Annotated in this window: 18 protein-coding genes and 2 tRNA genes; 10 read left to right on the top strand and 10 right to left on the bottom strand. The window is 68.8% G+C overall.

Going from position 1 to position 15,545, the window contains the following annotated elements:
• The first annotated feature begins 64 nt into the window (after positions 1-64).
• The 5 genes from QRN19_RS03550 to QRN19_RS03530 all read left to right on the top strand — a co-directional run bounded on the left by QRN19_RS03550 (position 65) and on the right by QRN19_RS03530 (position 5,220).
• Entirely contained in the window at positions 65-1,297 is a 1,233-nt protein-coding gene (locus QRN19_RS03550; RefSeq protein WP_285025291.1) for a sensor histidine kinase, read from the top strand.
• Complete coding sequence (locus tag QRN19_RS03545) at positions 1,294-1,968, top strand: response regulator (protein ID WP_285025290.1); 675 nt, start codon at positions 1,294-1,296, stop codon at positions 1,966-1,968. The genes QRN19_RS03550 and QRN19_RS03545 overlap by 4 nt, the downstream gene beginning before the upstream one ends.
• Positions 1,969-2,049: 81 nt before the next feature.
• Positions 2,050-3,057, top strand: a complete 1,008-nt coding sequence (locus QRN19_RS03540) for a mechanosensitive ion channel family protein (RefSeq protein WP_285025289.1) — start codon at positions 2,050-2,052, stop codon at positions 3,055-3,057.
• A 20-nt stretch (positions 3,058-3,077) separates the two neighbouring features.
• On the top strand, positions 3,078-3,482 hold the full coding sequence (locus QRN19_RS03535) for a globin (RefSeq protein ID WP_285025557.1): 405 nt from the start codon (positions 3,078-3,080) through the stop codon (positions 3,480-3,482).
• Between the two features lie 55 nt (positions 3,483-3,537).
• Entirely contained in the window at positions 3,538-5,220 is a 1,683-nt protein-coding gene (locus QRN19_RS03530) for an FAD-binding dehydrogenase (protein ID WP_285025288.1), read from the top strand.
• Positions 5,221-5,223: 3 nt separating this feature from the next.
• Here the strand turns inward: QRN19_RS03530 and QRN19_RS03525 are convergent, their stop codons facing one another.
• Entirely contained in the window at positions 5,224-5,904 is a 681-nt protein-coding gene (locus QRN19_RS03525) for a DUF8185 domain-containing protein (protein ID WP_285025287.1), read from the bottom strand.
• 126 nt (positions 5,905-6,030) lie between these two features.
• Here QRN19_RS03525 and QRN19_RS03520 point away from each other — a divergent pair, with 126 nt between their 5' ends.
• On the top strand, positions 6,031-6,903 hold the full coding sequence (locus tag QRN19_RS03520) for an acyl-CoA thioesterase (protein ID WP_285025285.1): 873 nt from the start codon (positions 6,031-6,033) through the stop codon (positions 6,901-6,903).
• Between the two features lie 10 nt (positions 6,904-6,913).
• Here QRN19_RS03520 and QRN19_RS03515 read toward each other — a convergent pair whose 3' ends face one another.
• From QRN19_RS03515 to QRN19_RS03495, 5 genes are all read right to left on the bottom strand, one after another.
• Positions 6,914-7,387 (bottom strand): acyl-CoA thioesterase, encoded by a 474-nt coding sequence (locus tag QRN19_RS03515; protein WP_064295138.1) that lies wholly within the window; start codon positions 7,385-7,387, stop codon positions 6,914-6,916.
• A gap of 87 nt (positions 7,388-7,474) precedes the next feature.
• Positions 7,475-9,157, bottom strand: a complete 1,683-nt coding sequence (ettA, locus tag QRN19_RS03510; RefSeq protein WP_285025283.1) for an energy-dependent translational throttle protein EttA — start codon at positions 9,155-9,157, stop codon at positions 7,475-7,477.
• Between the two features lie 13 nt (positions 9,158-9,170).
• A complete protein-coding gene (locus QRN19_RS03505; protein ID WP_285025282.1) occupies positions 9,171-10,616 on the bottom strand; it encodes an amino acid permease in 1,446 nt (481 codons plus the stop codon).
• A 105-nt stretch (positions 10,617-10,721) separates the two neighbouring features.
• A complete protein-coding gene (locus QRN19_RS03500) occupies positions 10,722-11,246 on the bottom strand; it encodes a DUF6993 domain-containing protein (RefSeq protein WP_285025281.1) in 525 nt (174 codons plus the stop codon).
• A gap of 22 nt (positions 11,247-11,268) precedes the next feature.
• Positions 11,269-11,733 carry a single-stranded DNA-binding protein gene (locus QRN19_RS03495; RefSeq protein ID WP_285025280.1) on the bottom strand — a complete coding sequence of 155 codons (465 nt, stop codon included), beginning with the start codon at positions 11,731-11,733 and terminating at the stop codon, positions 11,269-11,271.
• Positions 11,734-12,014: 281 nt separating this feature from the next.
• On the opposite strand from QRN19_RS03495, the gene QRN19_RS03490 reads away from it, so the two are divergent.
• Both QRN19_RS03490 and QRN19_RS03485 read left to right on the top strand, forming a co-directional pair.
• Positions 12,015-12,215 carry a hypothetical protein gene (locus QRN19_RS03490; protein ID WP_064295136.1) on the top strand — a complete coding sequence of 67 codons (201 nt, stop codon included), beginning with the start codon at positions 12,015-12,017 and terminating at the stop codon, positions 12,213-12,215.
• A gap of 79 nt (positions 12,216-12,294) precedes the next feature.
• The gene (locus tag QRN19_RS03485) at positions 12,295-13,011 is read left to right on the top strand and encodes a hypothetical protein (protein WP_285025277.1); all 717 of its coding nucleotides are present in this window, start codon (positions 12,295-12,297) and stop codon (positions 13,009-13,011) included.
• Positions 13,012-13,080: 69 nt separating this feature from the next.
• On the opposite strand, the gene nadE is transcribed toward QRN19_RS03485, so the two are convergent.
• The 4 genes from nadE to orn form a co-directional block, all read right to left on the bottom strand.
• Positions 13,081-13,902 (bottom strand): NAD(+) synthase, encoded by an 822-nt coding sequence (gene nadE, locus QRN19_RS03480; RefSeq protein ID WP_285025276.1) that lies wholly within the window; start codon positions 13,900-13,902, stop codon positions 13,081-13,083.
• Positions 13,903-13,993: 91 nt separating this feature from the next.
• Positions 13,994-14,344: a metallopeptidase family protein gene (locus tag QRN19_RS03475; RefSeq protein ID WP_079705689.1), complete on the bottom strand. Its 351-nt coding sequence runs from the start codon at positions 14,342-14,344 to the stop codon at positions 13,994-13,996.
• Between the two features lie 55 nt (positions 14,345-14,399).
• A tRNA-His gene (locus QRN19_RS03470) sits at positions 14,400-14,475 on the bottom strand.
• A gap of 50 nt (positions 14,476-14,525) precedes the next feature.
• A complete protein-coding gene (gene orn, locus QRN19_RS03465; RefSeq protein ID WP_064295132.1) occupies positions 14,526-15,146 on the bottom strand; it encodes an oligoribonuclease in 621 nt (206 codons plus the stop codon).
• Positions 15,147-15,198: 52 nt separating this feature from the next.
• On the opposite strand from orn, the gene QRN19_RS03460 reads away from it, so the two are divergent.
• Entirely contained in the window at positions 15,199-15,423 is a 225-nt protein-coding gene (locus tag QRN19_RS03460; protein WP_285025273.1) for an SCO4848 family membrane protein, read from the top strand.
• Positions 15,424-15,453: 30 nt separating this feature from the next.
• Positions 15,454-15,526 (top strand) — tRNA-Arg (locus QRN19_RS03455).
• The last annotated feature ends 19 nt before the right edge of the window (positions 15,527-15,545 follow it).

Below are 15,545 nucleotides of genomic sequence, written 5' to 3'. Positions count from 1 at the left end.
CCTCGTCGTGACCGCTCGGAAGCCCTCCTCCGACCGGGACCGGGCCGCGACTGAGGCCGCCCTGATGCTCCCGCGCCCACCCGGGGTCGTCCGACGCTGGTGGTCGAGACATCCGTGGACCGCCGACTCGCTCATCGCCGCCGGATACCTCCTCGTCGCGCTCTCGGTCAGCACCGTCGAGTGGTTCGACGTCGACCTGGCGGCCCAGCCCGGCCGCATCGCGCTCGCCGTCGCGATCGTGGGCATCACGACACTCGCCGTCCTGCTCAGGCGACGGCGCCCGCTCGCGATGACCGTGCTCGTCATCGCCGTCGGGCTCGTCTCGGTCGCACAGACGGTGGGCGTCGACGCGTTCGCGGTGCCGGTCCTCCTCTACTCGGTGGCCGTCTACCGGAGCGTCGCACTCGGGTGGCAGGCGTTCGCCACCGCCGCGGTGGTCGCCGTCCTCGCCCCGTTCCTGCCCTGGGCCGCACCACATGAGCAGGGAGAGCCGCAGCAGACGATCATCTCGGTGGTCCTCTTCGCGCTGTTCGGGCTGCTGATCGGGATCAACGTCGGTAATCGCAAGCGGTACGTCGAAGCCCTCGTCGATCGGGCGGCGCAGCTGGCCCGCGAGCGCGACCAGCAGGCCCAGCTCGCCGCCGTCGCCGAGCGGACCCGCATCGCCCGCGAGATGCACGACATCGTCTCCCACAGTCTCACCGTGATCGTCGCGCTGAGCGAGGGGGCCCTGGCGACGAAGGACCCGGCGGCGTCACGGTCCGCCATGTCCGCCGTCACCGACGCCGCCCGGGGCTCCCTCGTCGACATGCGACGCATGCTGGGCGTCCTCCGCGAGACCGGCAGCGCACCCCTCGCGCCGCAACCCGACGCCGCGTCGATCCCCGCGCTCGTCGAGACCTTCCGCGGGCTCGGCCTGCCGGTCGCACTCACCGTCTCGGGGCCGTCGACGGACGACCCGTCGATCCTGCTCGCCGTGCACCGGATCACGCAGGAGGCACTCACGAACGCGCTGCGGTACTCGGAGCGACCGAAGCGCGTCGACGTCGTCATCACCACCGACGACGAGCACCTCGAGCTCATCGTCGAGAACGATGGGTCCATTCCGGACGCGCCATCGCTCGGCGCCGGCCAGGGGTTGCTGGGCCTCCGCGAACGCGTCGCGTTCCAAGGGGGTCGGGTCACCGCCGGAGCCGTCGGCGACCGTCTGTGGCGCGTCCATGCCGTCCTCCCCCTGGAACCACACCCGTCGAGAACGTCCCCGCCGACCACCGAACCACGAGGAACCACACCATGACCGATCCCGTCCGCATCCTGCTCGTCGACGACCAACAGCTCATCCGGCTCGGATTCGGCCTCGTGCTCGGCGCGGAGGACGATCTGGACGTGGTCGGTGAGGCCTCGAACGGTGCCGAGGCGATCGACCTGGCCGCCACCCTGCGCCCCGACGTGATCCTCATGGACGTCCGGATGCCGGGGCTCGACGGCATCGAGGCGACCCGGCGGATCGTCGCCGCGAACCCCGACAGCCGCATCATCATCCTGACGACCTTCGACCTCGACGAGTACGCCTTCGGAGCACTGCGGGCCGGCGCGAGCGGCTTCCTCCTGAAGGACGCCCTCCCCAACGAGCTGACGTCCGCGATCCGCGCGGTCCACGCCGGCGACGCCGCCGTCTCGACCCGCGTCACGAAGCGGATGCTCGAACTCTTCGCGACGGCACTCCCCGGCACGCCTGCAGTCGCCGAGGAGGGCTCGGCCGCAGCACTCGCCGAGCTCACACCGCGAGAGCACGACATCCTCGTCGCCATGGCGGAGGGGCTGAGCAATGCGGAGATCGCCGCCCACTTCGTCCTCTCCGAGTCGACGGTGAAGACGCACGTCGGTCGCGTGCTCATGAAGCTGCACCTGCGCGACCGCGTACAGGCGGTCATCTTCGCCTACAAGCACGGACTCGTGCGTCCATGACCGGCCACGCAACCACCGTCCGGCTCGCGCTCGGGCGGCTCACACGCTTCACCCCGGGTCGCTCGATACACTGAGGCCCATATGAACTGGGATGAGATCTGGCCTGACGTGACCGCCTTCCTCTGGACGGCGGGGTGGAAGGTCATCGGCGTGGTGGTCGTGATCGGCCTGGCGTTCGCCGCCGCATGGGTACTCCGATTCGTCATCCGACGCGTCGTCGGCCGCATCGTGAGTGGCGTCAAGAAGAGCGCCGACGTCACCGACACGCAATCGCTGCTCGCCTCGCCACTCGCCGCCGTCCGACTCGTCCAACGCACGCGGACCCTCGGCACCGTGCTCAGCAACATCGTCAACGTCACCATCGTCATCGTCGCCGCCATCCTCGTCGTGAACGTCATCGATTCGAGCATCATCGGCTCCTTCGCCCTGCTGACGGCAGCGGTCGGTGCCGGTCTCGGTTTCGGCGCGCAGAACATCGTCAAGGACATCCTCAACGGCCTGTTCATGGTGGTCGAGGACCAGCTGGGTGTGGGCGACGTGGTCGACCTCGGGCCCGCCACCGGCGTCGTCGAGACCGTCGGCATCCGGATCACCCAGGTGCGCGACGTCAACGGCACGCTCTGGTTCGTCCGCAACGGCGAGATCCTGCGCGTCGGCAACATGTCGCAGGGGTGGTCGCGGGTCATCATCGACCTGGCGATCCCCTACGACACCGATGTCGAGGCCGTCCAGGAGCGCATGCTCGACACGGCGAACGAACTCGCCCACGACCCCAAGTGGCGCTCCCGCATCCTCGAGAAGCCCGAGTTGTGGGGTCTCGAGTCGATCTCGGGCGACGCCCTCGTCATCCGCCTGGTCATCAAGACGCGCACGAGCGCCAAGGACGACGTGGCCCGCGAACTGCGGATGCGGTTGAAGCGGGCCGTCGACGAGATGGACGTCAAGCTGCCGTCGCTCAACAGCATCGTCCTCTCGGGGTTCGAGGGTGCCGCGAGCGTGACCGGCTCGCGTCCCCCGCGCACCCACCCGACCACGGTGGTCCCGCCGCGGGCGCCGAAGACCAAGCGACCCCCGAGAGGGCAGCAGTGACCGACTCCCAGGCACCAGGCATGTCCTTCTACGAGCAGGTCGGCGGACACGCCACGTTCAAGGCCCTCGTCGACGAGTTCTACCGCGGCGTGGCCGGCGACCCCGTCCTGAAACCGATGTACCCCGAGGAGGACCTCGGTCCGGCAGCCGACCGGCTGATGCTCTTCCTCGAGCAGTACTGGGGCGGGCCAGGCACCTACAGCGCCCAACGCGGCCACCCGCGTCTCCGGCTCCGACACCAGCCCTTCCACGTGAACCCCGACGCGCGCGACCGCTGGCTGCTGCACATGCGCGCCGCGGTCGACAGCCTCGACCTCGCGCCGGTGCACGAGGCGACGCTCTGGGACTACCTCGAGCGGGCTGCCCACGCCATGGTCAACACCTTCGACGAGGATCCAGGGGCACCGCGCCGCAGTCTCCTCTGATTCCGGCCGCACGGTCGTAGGATCGGACGCACGTCCGTGCCGAAGGAGTCAGCAGATGCCCGCAGCCGTCCCTCCCAACCCGTCCGCCGATCGAACCGAGGCCGACGCGATCGTGATCGGCAGCGGGCTGGCCGGGCTCGTCGCCGCCGCAGAGCTCATCGACGCCGGCAAGCGGGTCATCTTGCTCGAACAGGAGCCGGAGTCGAACCTCGGTGGCCAGGCGCACTGGTCGTTCGGCGGACTGTTCCTGGTCGACTCCCCCGAGCAGCGCCACCTCGGCGTCCGTGACTCACTCGAGCTCGCGACCCAGGACTGGTTCGGTGCCGCGGCGTTCGACCGTCCCGAGGACCACTGGCCCAAGCGCTGGGCAGAGGCGTACCTCGATTTCGCCGCGGGCGAGAAGCGCGCCTGGCTCCATGAGCAGGGCATGCGGTTCTTCCCGGTCGTCGGCTGGGCGGAACGGGGCGGCTACGGTGCCATCGGCCACGGCAACTCCGTTCCCCGCTTCCACATCACCTGGGGCACCGGACCCGGTGTCGTCGCGCCCTTCGTCCGACGTGTGAACGCCGGCGTCGAGGACGGCACGGTGTCGGCTCACTTCCGGCACCGCGTGGACGAACTGCTCACCGAGGACGGCGCGGTCGTCGGCGTACGCGGCTCCGTGCTCGCCCCGTCGCATGCCGAGCGCGGGGCTCCGAGCTCGCGCGAGGTCGTCGGCGAGTTCTCGTGCAGGGCGCCCGCGGTACTCGTCGCGAGCGGTGGCATCGGAGGGAACCACGACCTCGTCCGCGAGCAGTGGCCGGCCCGGCTCGGGACGCCGCCGACGACCATGCTCTCCGGTGTCCCCGCGCACGTCGACGGGCGCATGCTGGCGATCAGCGAGCGCGCGGGTGGGCGTCTCATCAACGGCGACCGGATGTGGCACTACGTCGAAGGCATCACCAACTGGGATCCGATCTGGCCGCAGCACGGCATCAGGATCCTGCCTGGGCCGTCGTCGCTCTGGTTCGACGCGACCGGGAAGCGGCTCCCGGTACCGCTCTTCCCGGGCTTCGACACGCTCGGTACCCTCGCGCACCTGCGTGCCACCGGCCACGACCACAGCTGGTTCGTGCTGACCCAGCGGATCATCGAGAAGGAGTTCGCGCTGTCGGGGAGCGAGCAGAACCCCGACCTCACCGGGAAGGACCTCGGGCTGCTCGCGAAGCGCATCGGTCCGGGAGCGCCCGGGCCGGTCGAGGCGTTCAAGGAGCACGGCGCGGACTTCGTCGTCGCCGACACGCTCACCGAGCTGATCACCGGCATGCAGGAGCTGAGCCCGGAGACACCGATCGACGCGGCGAATGTCATCGCCGAGGTGGAGGCGCGCGATCGCGAGATCGACAACCCGTTCACGAAGGACCTGCAGATCACGGCGCTCCGCGGTGCCCGCTCCTATCGGGGCGACAAACTCATCCGCGTCGCCGCACCGCACCGGCTCCTCGACCCGAAGGCCGGGCCGCTCATCGCGGTGAAGCTGCACGTCCTGACCCGCAAGAGCCTCGGCGGGCTGGAGACCGACCTCGCCAGTCGGGTCCTCGGCCCGGACGGGAGGCCGGTGCCCGGCCTCTACGCCGCCGGTGAGGCGGCAGGTTTCGGCGGTGGAGGGATCCACGGGTACCGGGCGCTCGAGGGGACCTTCCTCGGCGGCTGTCTGTTCAGCGGTCGGACCGCCGGCCGCGCGATGGCCGCCGGCTGAGGATCAGGACACGGCGCCCGCGAGCACATGCCCGCGTCGGGTGCTCAAGCGCACCCATCCGCCTGAGCGGAAGACGGCCGCGCGCTCCGGCTCGGCGATGAAGCCGAGGCCGACCGCGGCGAACGCGGCACCGGTCGGGAGTCCGTGGCCGTCGCCGAGGGGTCGGGACCAGACCTGCGACCGCACCTTCTGGACGATCTGATCGCCGACGGCCGAGGGGAGCGTCTCGGCGATCTCCGCGGCCCCCGTCCTGGCGACGAGTTCGAGCTCGATGGTGTCCACGTCGCCCGCGCGTTCCCAGCCGCCACGGGGCGGTGACTGTCCGACCCACGGGGCCGTCCTCGTGGACGGCGGCAGCTCGAGCGGCACGGTCTCGCGGGCATCCGCGACCAGGTCCTCGGCAGCGACGCCGCCGAGCGTGCGGACGATGCGGTCGATGAGTTCACGCGGGGTCGCGAGGACGTCGGCCGTGGCGGGTTCGGCGAGTGCGAAGGTACGCATCCCGATGATCGTCGGACTCCGGTCGAGCAGACCCTGCGGGTGCAGCACCGGGGCGGAGACCGCCAGGACGTCCCCCGTGGCCAGGAGCCGCACCCCGGAGTCGTCGATCCGGGCGGCGCGTGCCAGGAAGGTGCGGAGGTCGGCGAGCGAGGTGGCATCGAGGAGCTGCAAGGTGGTGGACATCTCCTCTCAATCTACGCCACCACCGCGTGCGCGCCGGCACCGCGCCGCCGGCGCCTGGATAGACTCGGCGGGTCAGGTCGGGCATCGACGACCGAGCCTCGACCCCCGGATGAAAGGCGTGTTCGCGTGAAGGAACCGATCCACTCCCTGCTCACCGCGCTGGACCTCAGTGCCCCCGGCGTCCGGACCGACGAGGACATCTTCACCGGTCCGTCGCAATGGATGCCGCAGGGGCGGGTCTTCGGTGGGCAAGTGCTCGCCCAGTCGGTCGTCGCCGCGACCCGGACCGTCGACGCCGAGCGGATCATCCACTCGATGCACGGCTACTTCCTCCGACCAGGCGACGTCGACCTGCCGATCACCTTCGCGGTCGACCGCATCCACGACGGACGCTCCTTCGCCACCCGGCGCACCCAGGCCTATCAGAACGGGGTGCCGATCCTCTCGATGATCGCGTCCTTCCAGACTCAGGACGAGGGCCCGGAGCACCAGATCGAGCTGCCCGACGGAATCCCGGCCCCGGAGACGCTCCCGTCTGCCGCCGAGCTCCTCAGCGGGATCGACCACCCGGCGGCCGAGGCGTGGGCGACGGGACGCCCCTTCGACCTCCGACACGTCGGCTCCCCCGTCTACCTCCGGGTGGAGGGCGAGCGGACCACGCAGCAAGCGGTGTGGTTCAAGACGATCGAGGACCTGCCCGACGACCCGGCGCTGCACCGTGCCGCGCTCGCCTACGCGAGCGACTACACGATCCTGGAGCCGGTGCTCCGTCGTCATGGCGTCCCGTGGGCCACCCCGGGCATCAAGATCGCCAGTCTCGACCACGCCATGTGGTGGCACCGCCCTGCGCGGGTCGACGAGTGGCTGCTCTACCTGCAGGACTCCCCGAGCGCCACCGGCGGACGGGGTCTGTCCCTCGGGCGCATCTACGATCGGGCGGGTCACCTCGTCGCGAGCGTCGCCCAGGAGGGCATGGTGCGGTTCCCGACGCCTCGGTGACCGGCGTCGCTCAGCGCCGCGAGAACTCGATCGGATCCTCGAGGAACGGCTCCCACGCGGCACGTTCGACGTCCGAGATCCGGCGCGGCTTGAGTGTCTTGGCGTCCACCATGACGACTGTCGTGGAGGCTCGGGCGTACAGCGTCTGCGATGCCCCGCCCAGCGGCGAGTAGACCTCGTACGCGACCTGCAGGCTGGCTCCGCCGATCTTGCCCATCCAGAGCTGGACGTCGAGCGGATCGCGCTGGTACGGGATCGGGGCCAGGTACTCGATCTCCTGGTGCGCCACGAGCGTCAGCGTCTCGGCCTCGAGGCTCGCATCGATGACCGCGGTCGGCGGGACGTCCTCCGATGCCAGCGTCGGGATCCAGAAGACGCGGACGCGCGCCTCCTCTAGCAGCTTGAGCATCGAGGCGTTGTTGACGTGGTTGAAGGCGTCGAGGTCGCCCCACCGCAATGGGATGGGCACGTGGAGTCTGGTCATTGCTGGGCCCTCCGTGGGTCGGGGACGTACGGGTCGTGAACGGACGACGGCCCACCGGCAGAAGCCGATGGGCCGTTCGCATGAGCGTTAGTCGCGCGTGAGCTTGCGGTAGGCGGAGCGGTGCGGCTTCGCCGCATCCGGTCCGAGGCGCTTGATCTTGTCCTCTTCGTAGGACTCGAAGTTGCCCTCGAACCAGTGCCAGTTCGACGGGTTCTCCTCGGTGCCCTCGTACGACAGGATGTGCGTCGCGATGCGGTCGAGGAACCACCGGTCGTGGGTGATGACCACGGCACAACCCGGGAACTCGAGCAGCGCGTTCTCGAGGCTTGAGAGCGTCTCGACGTCGAGGTCGTTGGTCGGTTCGTCGAGCAGCAGGAGGTTACCGCCCTGCTTGAGTGTCAGCGCGAGGTTCAGTCGGTTGCGCTCACCACCGGAGAGGACGCCGGCCTTCTTCTGCTGGTCCGGGCCCTTGAACCCGAAGGTCGACACGTAGGCGCGGGACGGGATCTCCTGGTTGCCGACCTGGATGTAGTCGAGCCCTTCGGACACGACCTCCCAGAGCGTCTTGTTGGGGTCGATCCCCCCACGGGACTGGTCGACGTACGAGAGCTTCACGGTCTCGCCGACCTTGAGCTCGCCGGCGTCGAGCGGCTCGATGCCGACGATGGTCTTGAACAGCGTGGTCTTACCGACACCGTTCGGGCCGATGATGCCGACGATGCCGTTGCGAGGCAGGCTGAAGGACAGGTCGTTGATGAGGACACGTCCGTCGAAGCCCTTCTCGAGCTTCTTGGCTTCGAGGACCGTCGAGCCGAGTCGCGGACCGGCCGGGATCTGGATCTCCTCGAAGTCGAGCTTCCTGGTGCGCTCGGCCTCCGTCGCCATCTCCTCGTAGCGAGCGAGACGAGCCTTCGACTTCGCCTGGCGGCCCTTCGCGTTGCTGCGGACCCACTCGAGTTCGCTCGCGAGGCGCTTGGCGAGCTTCGCGTCCTTCTTGCCCTGGACGTTGAGACGTTCGCCCTTCTTCTCGAGGTAGGTCGAGTAGTTGCCCTCGTAGGGGTACAGACGACCGCGGTCGACCTCACAGATCCACTCTGCGACGTGGTCGAGGAAGTACCGGTCGTGGGTGACGGCGAGCACGGCGCCCGCGTACTGCGCGAGGTGCTGCTCCAGCCAGAGCACGCTCTCCGCGTCGAGGTGGTTGGTGGGCTCGTCGAGGAGCAGGAGGTCGGGCTTCTGCAGCAGGAGCTTGCAGAGCGCGACGCGACGCTTCTCACCACCGGAGAGGTGGGCGACCGTGGCGTCGGACGGCGGGCAGCGCAGGGCGTCCATCGCCTGCTCCAGCTGCGAGTCGAGGTCCCACGCGTCAGCGGCGTCGATCGCCTCCTGCAGCACGCCCATCTCGGCGAGCAGGGCGTCGAAGTCGGCGTCGGGCTCGGCCATCGCGAGCGAGATCTCGTTGAAGCGGTCGATCTTGCCCTTGATCTCGCCGACGCCCTCCTGGACGTTCTCGAGCACCGTCTTGTCCTCGTCGAGTTCCGGCTCCTGCATGAGGATGCCGACGCTGAAGCCCGGCGTGAGCTTCGCCTCGCCGTTCGAGGGGGTGTCGATCCCCGCCATGATCTTCAGGATCGTGGACTTACCGGCACCGTTCGGGCCGACGACGCCGATCTTCGCTCCGGGCAGGAACGCCATCGTCACGTCGTCGAGGATGAGCTTGTCGCCGACCGCCTTGCGGGCGCGGACCATCGAGTAAATGTATTCAGCCATGTCGCCGTCCAGTCTACGGGCGGACCCTCCGTTTGCGCTGCACGACGACACCCGCGACGACGGCCGCAGCCGCGATCGCGCAACTCGTCGTGACCTCGAGGAGCCGGGCGGGTCCGCCGAAGAACATCGACACCAGCAGTACGACGAGCGCGACGACGACCACGATCGTGAGCCACGGGTGTCCCCACATGCGGATCCCGCCGATGCGATCGCCGCTCTCCGACGTCGCGATCTGATCGAACCGCCGGCTGCGCAGTTGGGCCACGGCGATCACGATCCACACGAAGATCGCGATCGCGCCGGTGGAGTTGACGAGGAACGTGAAGACCTCGTCCGGTGCGAGGTAGTTCAAGAGGACGCACACGAGCCCGACGACCGCCGAACACAGGATCGCGACCGCCGGCGTGCCGCGTCGCGTCGTCGCGCGGACCGCTCGCGGCGCCTCCCCGCGGCCCCCGAGCGAGAACAGCATGCGCGACGCCGTGTACAGCGACGCGTTGAGCGTCGACAGCAGGGCGGTGAAGACGATGATGTCCATCGCCACCCCGGCACCGGGGATCCCGGCGGCGTGCAGCATGGTGACGAAGGGGCTGATGCCCGGTGTGATCTCCGTCCACGGCACCACGATGAGGACGACCAGGATCGAGCCGATGTAGAACAGCAGGATCCGCCAGACGACCGAGTTCACCGCCCTCCGGACGGCGCCCTTCGGGTCCACCGATTCTCCTGCCGCGATCGTGGCGACCTCGGCACCGAACATCGAGAAGATGATCGGCAGCAGCGCAGCCAGGACACCGCCGACACCGAACGGCAGGAAGCCCCCGTCGGTTGGAGTGAGGTTGGCGACGGTCGCCGTCTCGCTCGGGATGACGCCGACGATGATGAGTGAACCGAGCGCGATGAAGAGGATCACGGCCGTGATCTTGATCGAGGAGAACCAGAACTCGAATTCACCGAACGACTTCACCGAGACGAGGTTGGCGGCGAGGAACGCGACGGTGATCACGAGCGCCGGGATCCACTGCGGGAGACCCGGGACCCATTGGCTGACGATCTGCGCTGCGGCCGTCGCCTCGATGCCCACGACCACGACCCAGAACCACCAGTAGAGCCACCCGATCGCGAGACCGGCCCAAGGACCGATGAATCGCGAGGCGTAGGCGGAGAACGACCCGGTCTCGGGCGAGGCGGAGGCCATCTCCCCCAGCATGCGCATGACGAGCACCACGACCACGCCGGCCAGCGCGTAGGCGAGGATCACGCCGGGCCCGGCCGCGAGGATCGCCGTGCTCGACGCCACGAGGAGCCCGGCGCCGATCATGCCGCCGAGCGCGATCAACGCCAGATGGCGAGGCTTGAGCGTGTGCGCCAGCGTCGCTGGCACGACGGCGAGACGTTCGTCGGCTAAGAAGATGTTCTCGGTGGCAGGTTTCCCGCCAGGTGATGGGTTAGCGGTCATGCGGGCCCTCGATTCCGGATCGAACCACCCAGAAGGTGGCGATATCTGAAATGTCAGGTTATGGCATGCCCACACCTTTCACCAGCCCGGGAGTGTTCGGCGGCCCTACCAGTCGATCGCGCGGGTGACCCCGATGAGGCATCGACCGGTGTCGAGCTGCGACACCACCGACGAGTGGTACCCCGTCGCCGGCCCGTTCTGCCCGAGGATGCACTGTCCTTGCCACCGGATGGCGAACTGGATCGAGTCGGCCGGCTCGCCGATGCTGGTCGTGTCCGAGGAGACCTCCATCTCCGCCTTCGGGAAGCCGGCGGCGACGAGACCGTCGATGATCGCCTGGCCGCCTGCGGCGGGGTTCGCCGCGAGCGTGGCGGCGTTGACGGCGTCGAAGAACGGCAGGTTGTCGGTGGCGGTGCCCTGGGGGAGCAGCACCGGCGCCGCCGGAGCCGTCTCGGTCGCGGTCGGCGTCCGGCTCGGGGTGGTCGTCGGCTCGGGAGCAGGCTGGGTGCAACCCGTCACGACGATGCCGAGCAGGCCGAGCGCCACGCCGACCCGGACGCCGGCGATCGACGAGCGACGACGGATCGAGGTGGCGGCTGAGACGGGGCGATCGCGGAGGCTCTTCTGCACGTCGAGCAGTCTACGCGGCGCGTCAGAACGGCGTGTCCTGCGGCGGCGCCGACGCCCACTCCCCGGTTCCAGATCCGGATCCGGATCCGGTCGACTCTGATGGGGCCGACGCCGGGATCGCCCCCGCTCCGGCCGGCGACTCGCCGGCCCCCTTCGGTTGCCAGCCGATGTCCGGCCCGATGTGATCGGCTTCGATGTCGACCGACGTCCCCCGCCGCTCACCCTGCTCCCAGTCGCGGACCCGCAACCGGCCGAGCACGATGACGCGCTGTCCTTTGACCAGCGACGCCGCGGAGGCGGTCGCCAGTCCGCGGAAGGCGCTCACCGTGTACCAGTTCGTCTCCTGCGCCACCCAGGAGCCCTGCTTCTGGTCGTACCGACGTTGCTGCGAGGCCAGACGGAAACTGGTGATGTCCAGCCCAGAGGTCGTGCGATGGTGCTTGGGGTCTGTCGCGACGTGTCCACAGATGGTGATCTGGTCGTTCATGGGTTCCTCTCCTGTCGGTCCGACGATCCTGGCGGTGGATGGCCGAGACGTCCGGGGCGGGTCCGTGCCGATCGCCACCCCGGACGCACTGCCAGCCTCACCGATCCCGCGCACCCCGAGTCGAGACGGACGGCCCTCATCGATCTCCACAACCGCGCGCCTCGCTGTGGAGGACGCTCGCTCCGCTCCGACCAGGGCCGATGTCGGTGGCCCCACATACGCTGACGAGTACCAGCCGGCACTCCAGTCCGGCACCGCCCCACCAGCGCACGAGGAGTCCCATGCCCAACGCCCTGAGCATCCGTCCCGGCTACTGGCGCGTGACGACCCCCGACGGCCGCGTGCTCGGCAACATCGAGGCCGTCGGAGCGGACGGCGTTCCGGAGTACCGTGCCAACCGGTTCCGGCCGGCCGTCCTGGGGTACGCCCCGCTGGGGAGCTTCAGCGATCTCGCGGTCGCCATCGACGCGTTCCGGAACTGAGCAATGGCGCTCCCGCCGTTCCCGTCGAACCCGGTGCGTCGCCCGTGTTCACGCCCGAACGAGGGGTAGTCTGCGGCCCATGCAGTGGTGGAATGACTTCGTAGAGTGGGTGACCTCAGCTGAGGTCCGCCCCATGCTGTTCGCTGCGGCCCTCTTCATCGTGGCCGTCGTGGTGTCCTCGCTCGTCGCCGCCGGCGCAAGCCGTCGTGCGCTCCGAGCCATCGTGGACCAGCGCGACCGAGAGCAGAAGAACGTCGCGATCCTGGCGCTCGTCGACGCCGCCACCGAGGCCAGCGTCTGGAACTCGCTCACCCCGCAGGAGCAGGTGCTCAGCGATCGGGCAGTCGCCCAGGCCGACACGCTCGTGCGGCTCAGCCCGATCAAGGGAGCAGCGGTCGCCGCGGACTGGGCGAACCACCAGCTCCACGAGATGAAGCGCAACTCGGCGACGTTCGGGTACGAGTTGGACCCGGTGGTCGAGGAGTTCCGCGACCGCCTCGTCGAGTGGTCGAAGAAGCCGGCACGGGCTCGCAAGGACTTCGACGGCGACCTCCGTCGCTGGCGCGCCGAGTCGACGGGATCGGAACAGGCGCTCGTCGCGGAGCAGGAGTCGTGGGTGGCCAAGCAGCACCACGAGCAGTACGCCGACGTGAAGCCCGCGTCCACCGCGCCGGCTTCACGGCCCGGCGACATCACCCGCTCAACGGGCGGCACGATCAACACCAGCACCACACAGCGCATCATCGACGACGTCGCGGTCCTGGAAGCCGAGCGCAAGCAGTCCAGCGTCAGCTGATCTCGCACACAGACGGACGGCGGCCCGATCGGTTGATCGGGCCGCCGTCTGCGTATCAGGGGTGCGTGGTCAGAGCCACCAGGTGTCGAACTTGCTGACCGGGACCTGTCGTTTGTGCTCCGTCGCCGCATATCGGGCCTCGATCGCCTCGGCCGCCACCGGGTCGATCTCGTTCCCCTCGAGGAAGTCGTCGATCTGCTGGTAGCTGAGCCCGAGGTTCTCCTCATCGGTCTGGCCGGGAGTGCCGTCGAGGAGATCGGCAGTCGGTGCCTTCAGGTACAGACGCTCCGGAGCGTCGAGCGACTCCAGGAGCGATCGGCCCTGACGCTTCGTCAGGCCGCTGAGCGGGAGCACGTCGGCCCCGCCGTCGCCGAACTTCGTGAAGAAGCCGGTGACCGCCTCGGCCGCGTGGTCCGTCCCGACCACCAGGAGCCCCTGCTGTCCGGCGATCGCGTACTGCGCGACCATGCGTGCCCGGGCCTTCGCATTGCCCTTGACGAAGTCGCTGAGGGGTTCTCCGGTCGCATCCGCGTACTCGGCTTCGAACCCGTCGACCGCACGCTGGATGTTGAACACGACGGAGTCGTCCGGGCGGATGAAGGACAGCGCCAACTGGGCGTCGTCCTCGTCGTGCTGCACGGCGTACGGCAGACGGACGGCGACGAACCGGGCCTCGCCGCCCTCGGCTCGGACCTCCTCCGCCGCGAGCTGGCACAGGCGTCCGGCTAGCGACGAGTCCTGCCCCCCGCTGATCCCGAGCACAAACCCCTTCGCGTGCGTCGCCCGCAGGTAGGACTTCAGGAAGTCGATCCGGGAACGGACCTCGGCCGCCGGTTCGATCGTGGGGCTGACATGGAGTTCCGCAATGATGCGGGCCTGGATCTCGCGCATGTCCCCAGGCTACTCGCTCACCGGAGGCGCACCCGGAACTCCGAGGCACTTGCAACACACCGGAAACACGGCCCAGTGGGCGAAGCGCGTCTCAGGCCCAACCGAGTTCGTGCAGCCGCTCGTCGTCGATGCCGTAGAAGTGCGCGATCTCGTGGACCAGGGTGGTGTGGATCTCGTCGGCGAGCTCGTCGAGCGTCTCGCACGCCGCAAGATGCGGCTCGCGGTAGACGATGATGCGGTCGGGCATCTCGCCGAAGCCATAGCGGTCTCGCTCCGTCAGAGCGACGCCGTCGTACAGCCCGAGCGTGTCGAGGGTGCCGTTCTCAGGGCGGTCCTCGACGACGAAGACGAGGTTGTCGAGGCCGTCGACCATCTCGTCGGGCAACCGGTCGAGTTCGTCCACCACGAGGGCTTCGAACGCCTCGGTGTCCAGCTCCAACATGCCCGCTCCCCGGATACGACAGAAGCCGGAGGGATCCTCCGGCTTCTGTACGACATGGGGTGAGTAACGGGGCTTGAACCCGCGACCTCCTGGACCACAACCAGGCGCTCTGCCAACTGAGCTATACCCACCATGCGACCTGCTCCGCGGAGACCGCGTCACAAGCGACTGGACGAGTCTATTACATGTTTGGGGCGTACCGTGACACGACCGCTTCCGAAACCTGCTTCGCGTCGTCGGAGGACGGGCCGGGGAGGTCGACGAACAACGCTCCGCGGTAATAGGCGAGCTCACGGATCGACTCGAGGATGTCAGCCAGCGCGCGGTGTCCGCCGTGCTTCGACGGGGCGTTGAAGTAGACCCGCGGGTACCACCGACGGGCGAGTTCCTTGATGGAGGAGACGTCGACGTTGCGGTAGTGCAGGTGGGCGTCGAGCCGCGGCATGTACCGCGCGAGGAATCCTCGGTCGGTCCCGATGGTGTTCCCGGCCAGCGGCGCCTTCGACTCGTCGGGGACGAAGCGCTGGATGTACTCGATGACCTGGAACTCGGCGTCCGCGACGCTCACGCCGTTCGGGATCTCCTCGAGCAGCCCCGACGTGCGGTGCATGTTCGTCACGAACTCACCCATGTTGTCGAGTGCCGACTGGTCGGGCTTGATCACGACGGAGTAACCCGGGTCGAGGATGTTCAGTTCGAAGTCGGTGATCACGACGGCGATCTCGACGAGTTCATCGACCTCCAGCTCGAGTCCGGTCATCTCGCAGTCGATCCAGACCAGACGGTCCCCAGCTGTGCTCATGGGACGAGTCTACTCAGCACGACCGACGCCACCGGTTCCGTAGACTTGACCGGTGATCATCGCCCTCTCCGTCCTGCTGCTCGTCAACGGTGTCTACAACGTCGTCGTCTGGCCCCGCTTCCTCAAGCGGATCGTGGCCGACCCGCGCGCCCGCGACGATCAGGGACGCGCGACGACGTTCCTGCGCGTCCACGTCATCCTCATCAGCATCGCCCTCGTCCTGGCGGCCCTGTCGCTCGTCTTCGGCGTCCTCGGCCTCCTCGGCGTCGGCGCCTGAGACACCGCTGCGGTATCCTGGACGACGCCCGCCTCCGTAGCTCAGGGGATAGAGCAGGAGCCTTCTAATCTCTTGGTCGCAGGTTCGAATCCTGCCGGGGGCACCCCAGAAGACATCGCGGA

The organism is Plantibacter sp. ME-Dv--P-122b (assembly GCF_030209375.1).
GTDB lineage: Bacteria > Actinomycetota > Actinomycetes > Actinomycetales > Microbacteriaceae > Plantibacter.
Note: the sequence above shows the minus strand (reverse complement) of the source record. Positions and strands in the feature narration are given on the sequence as shown.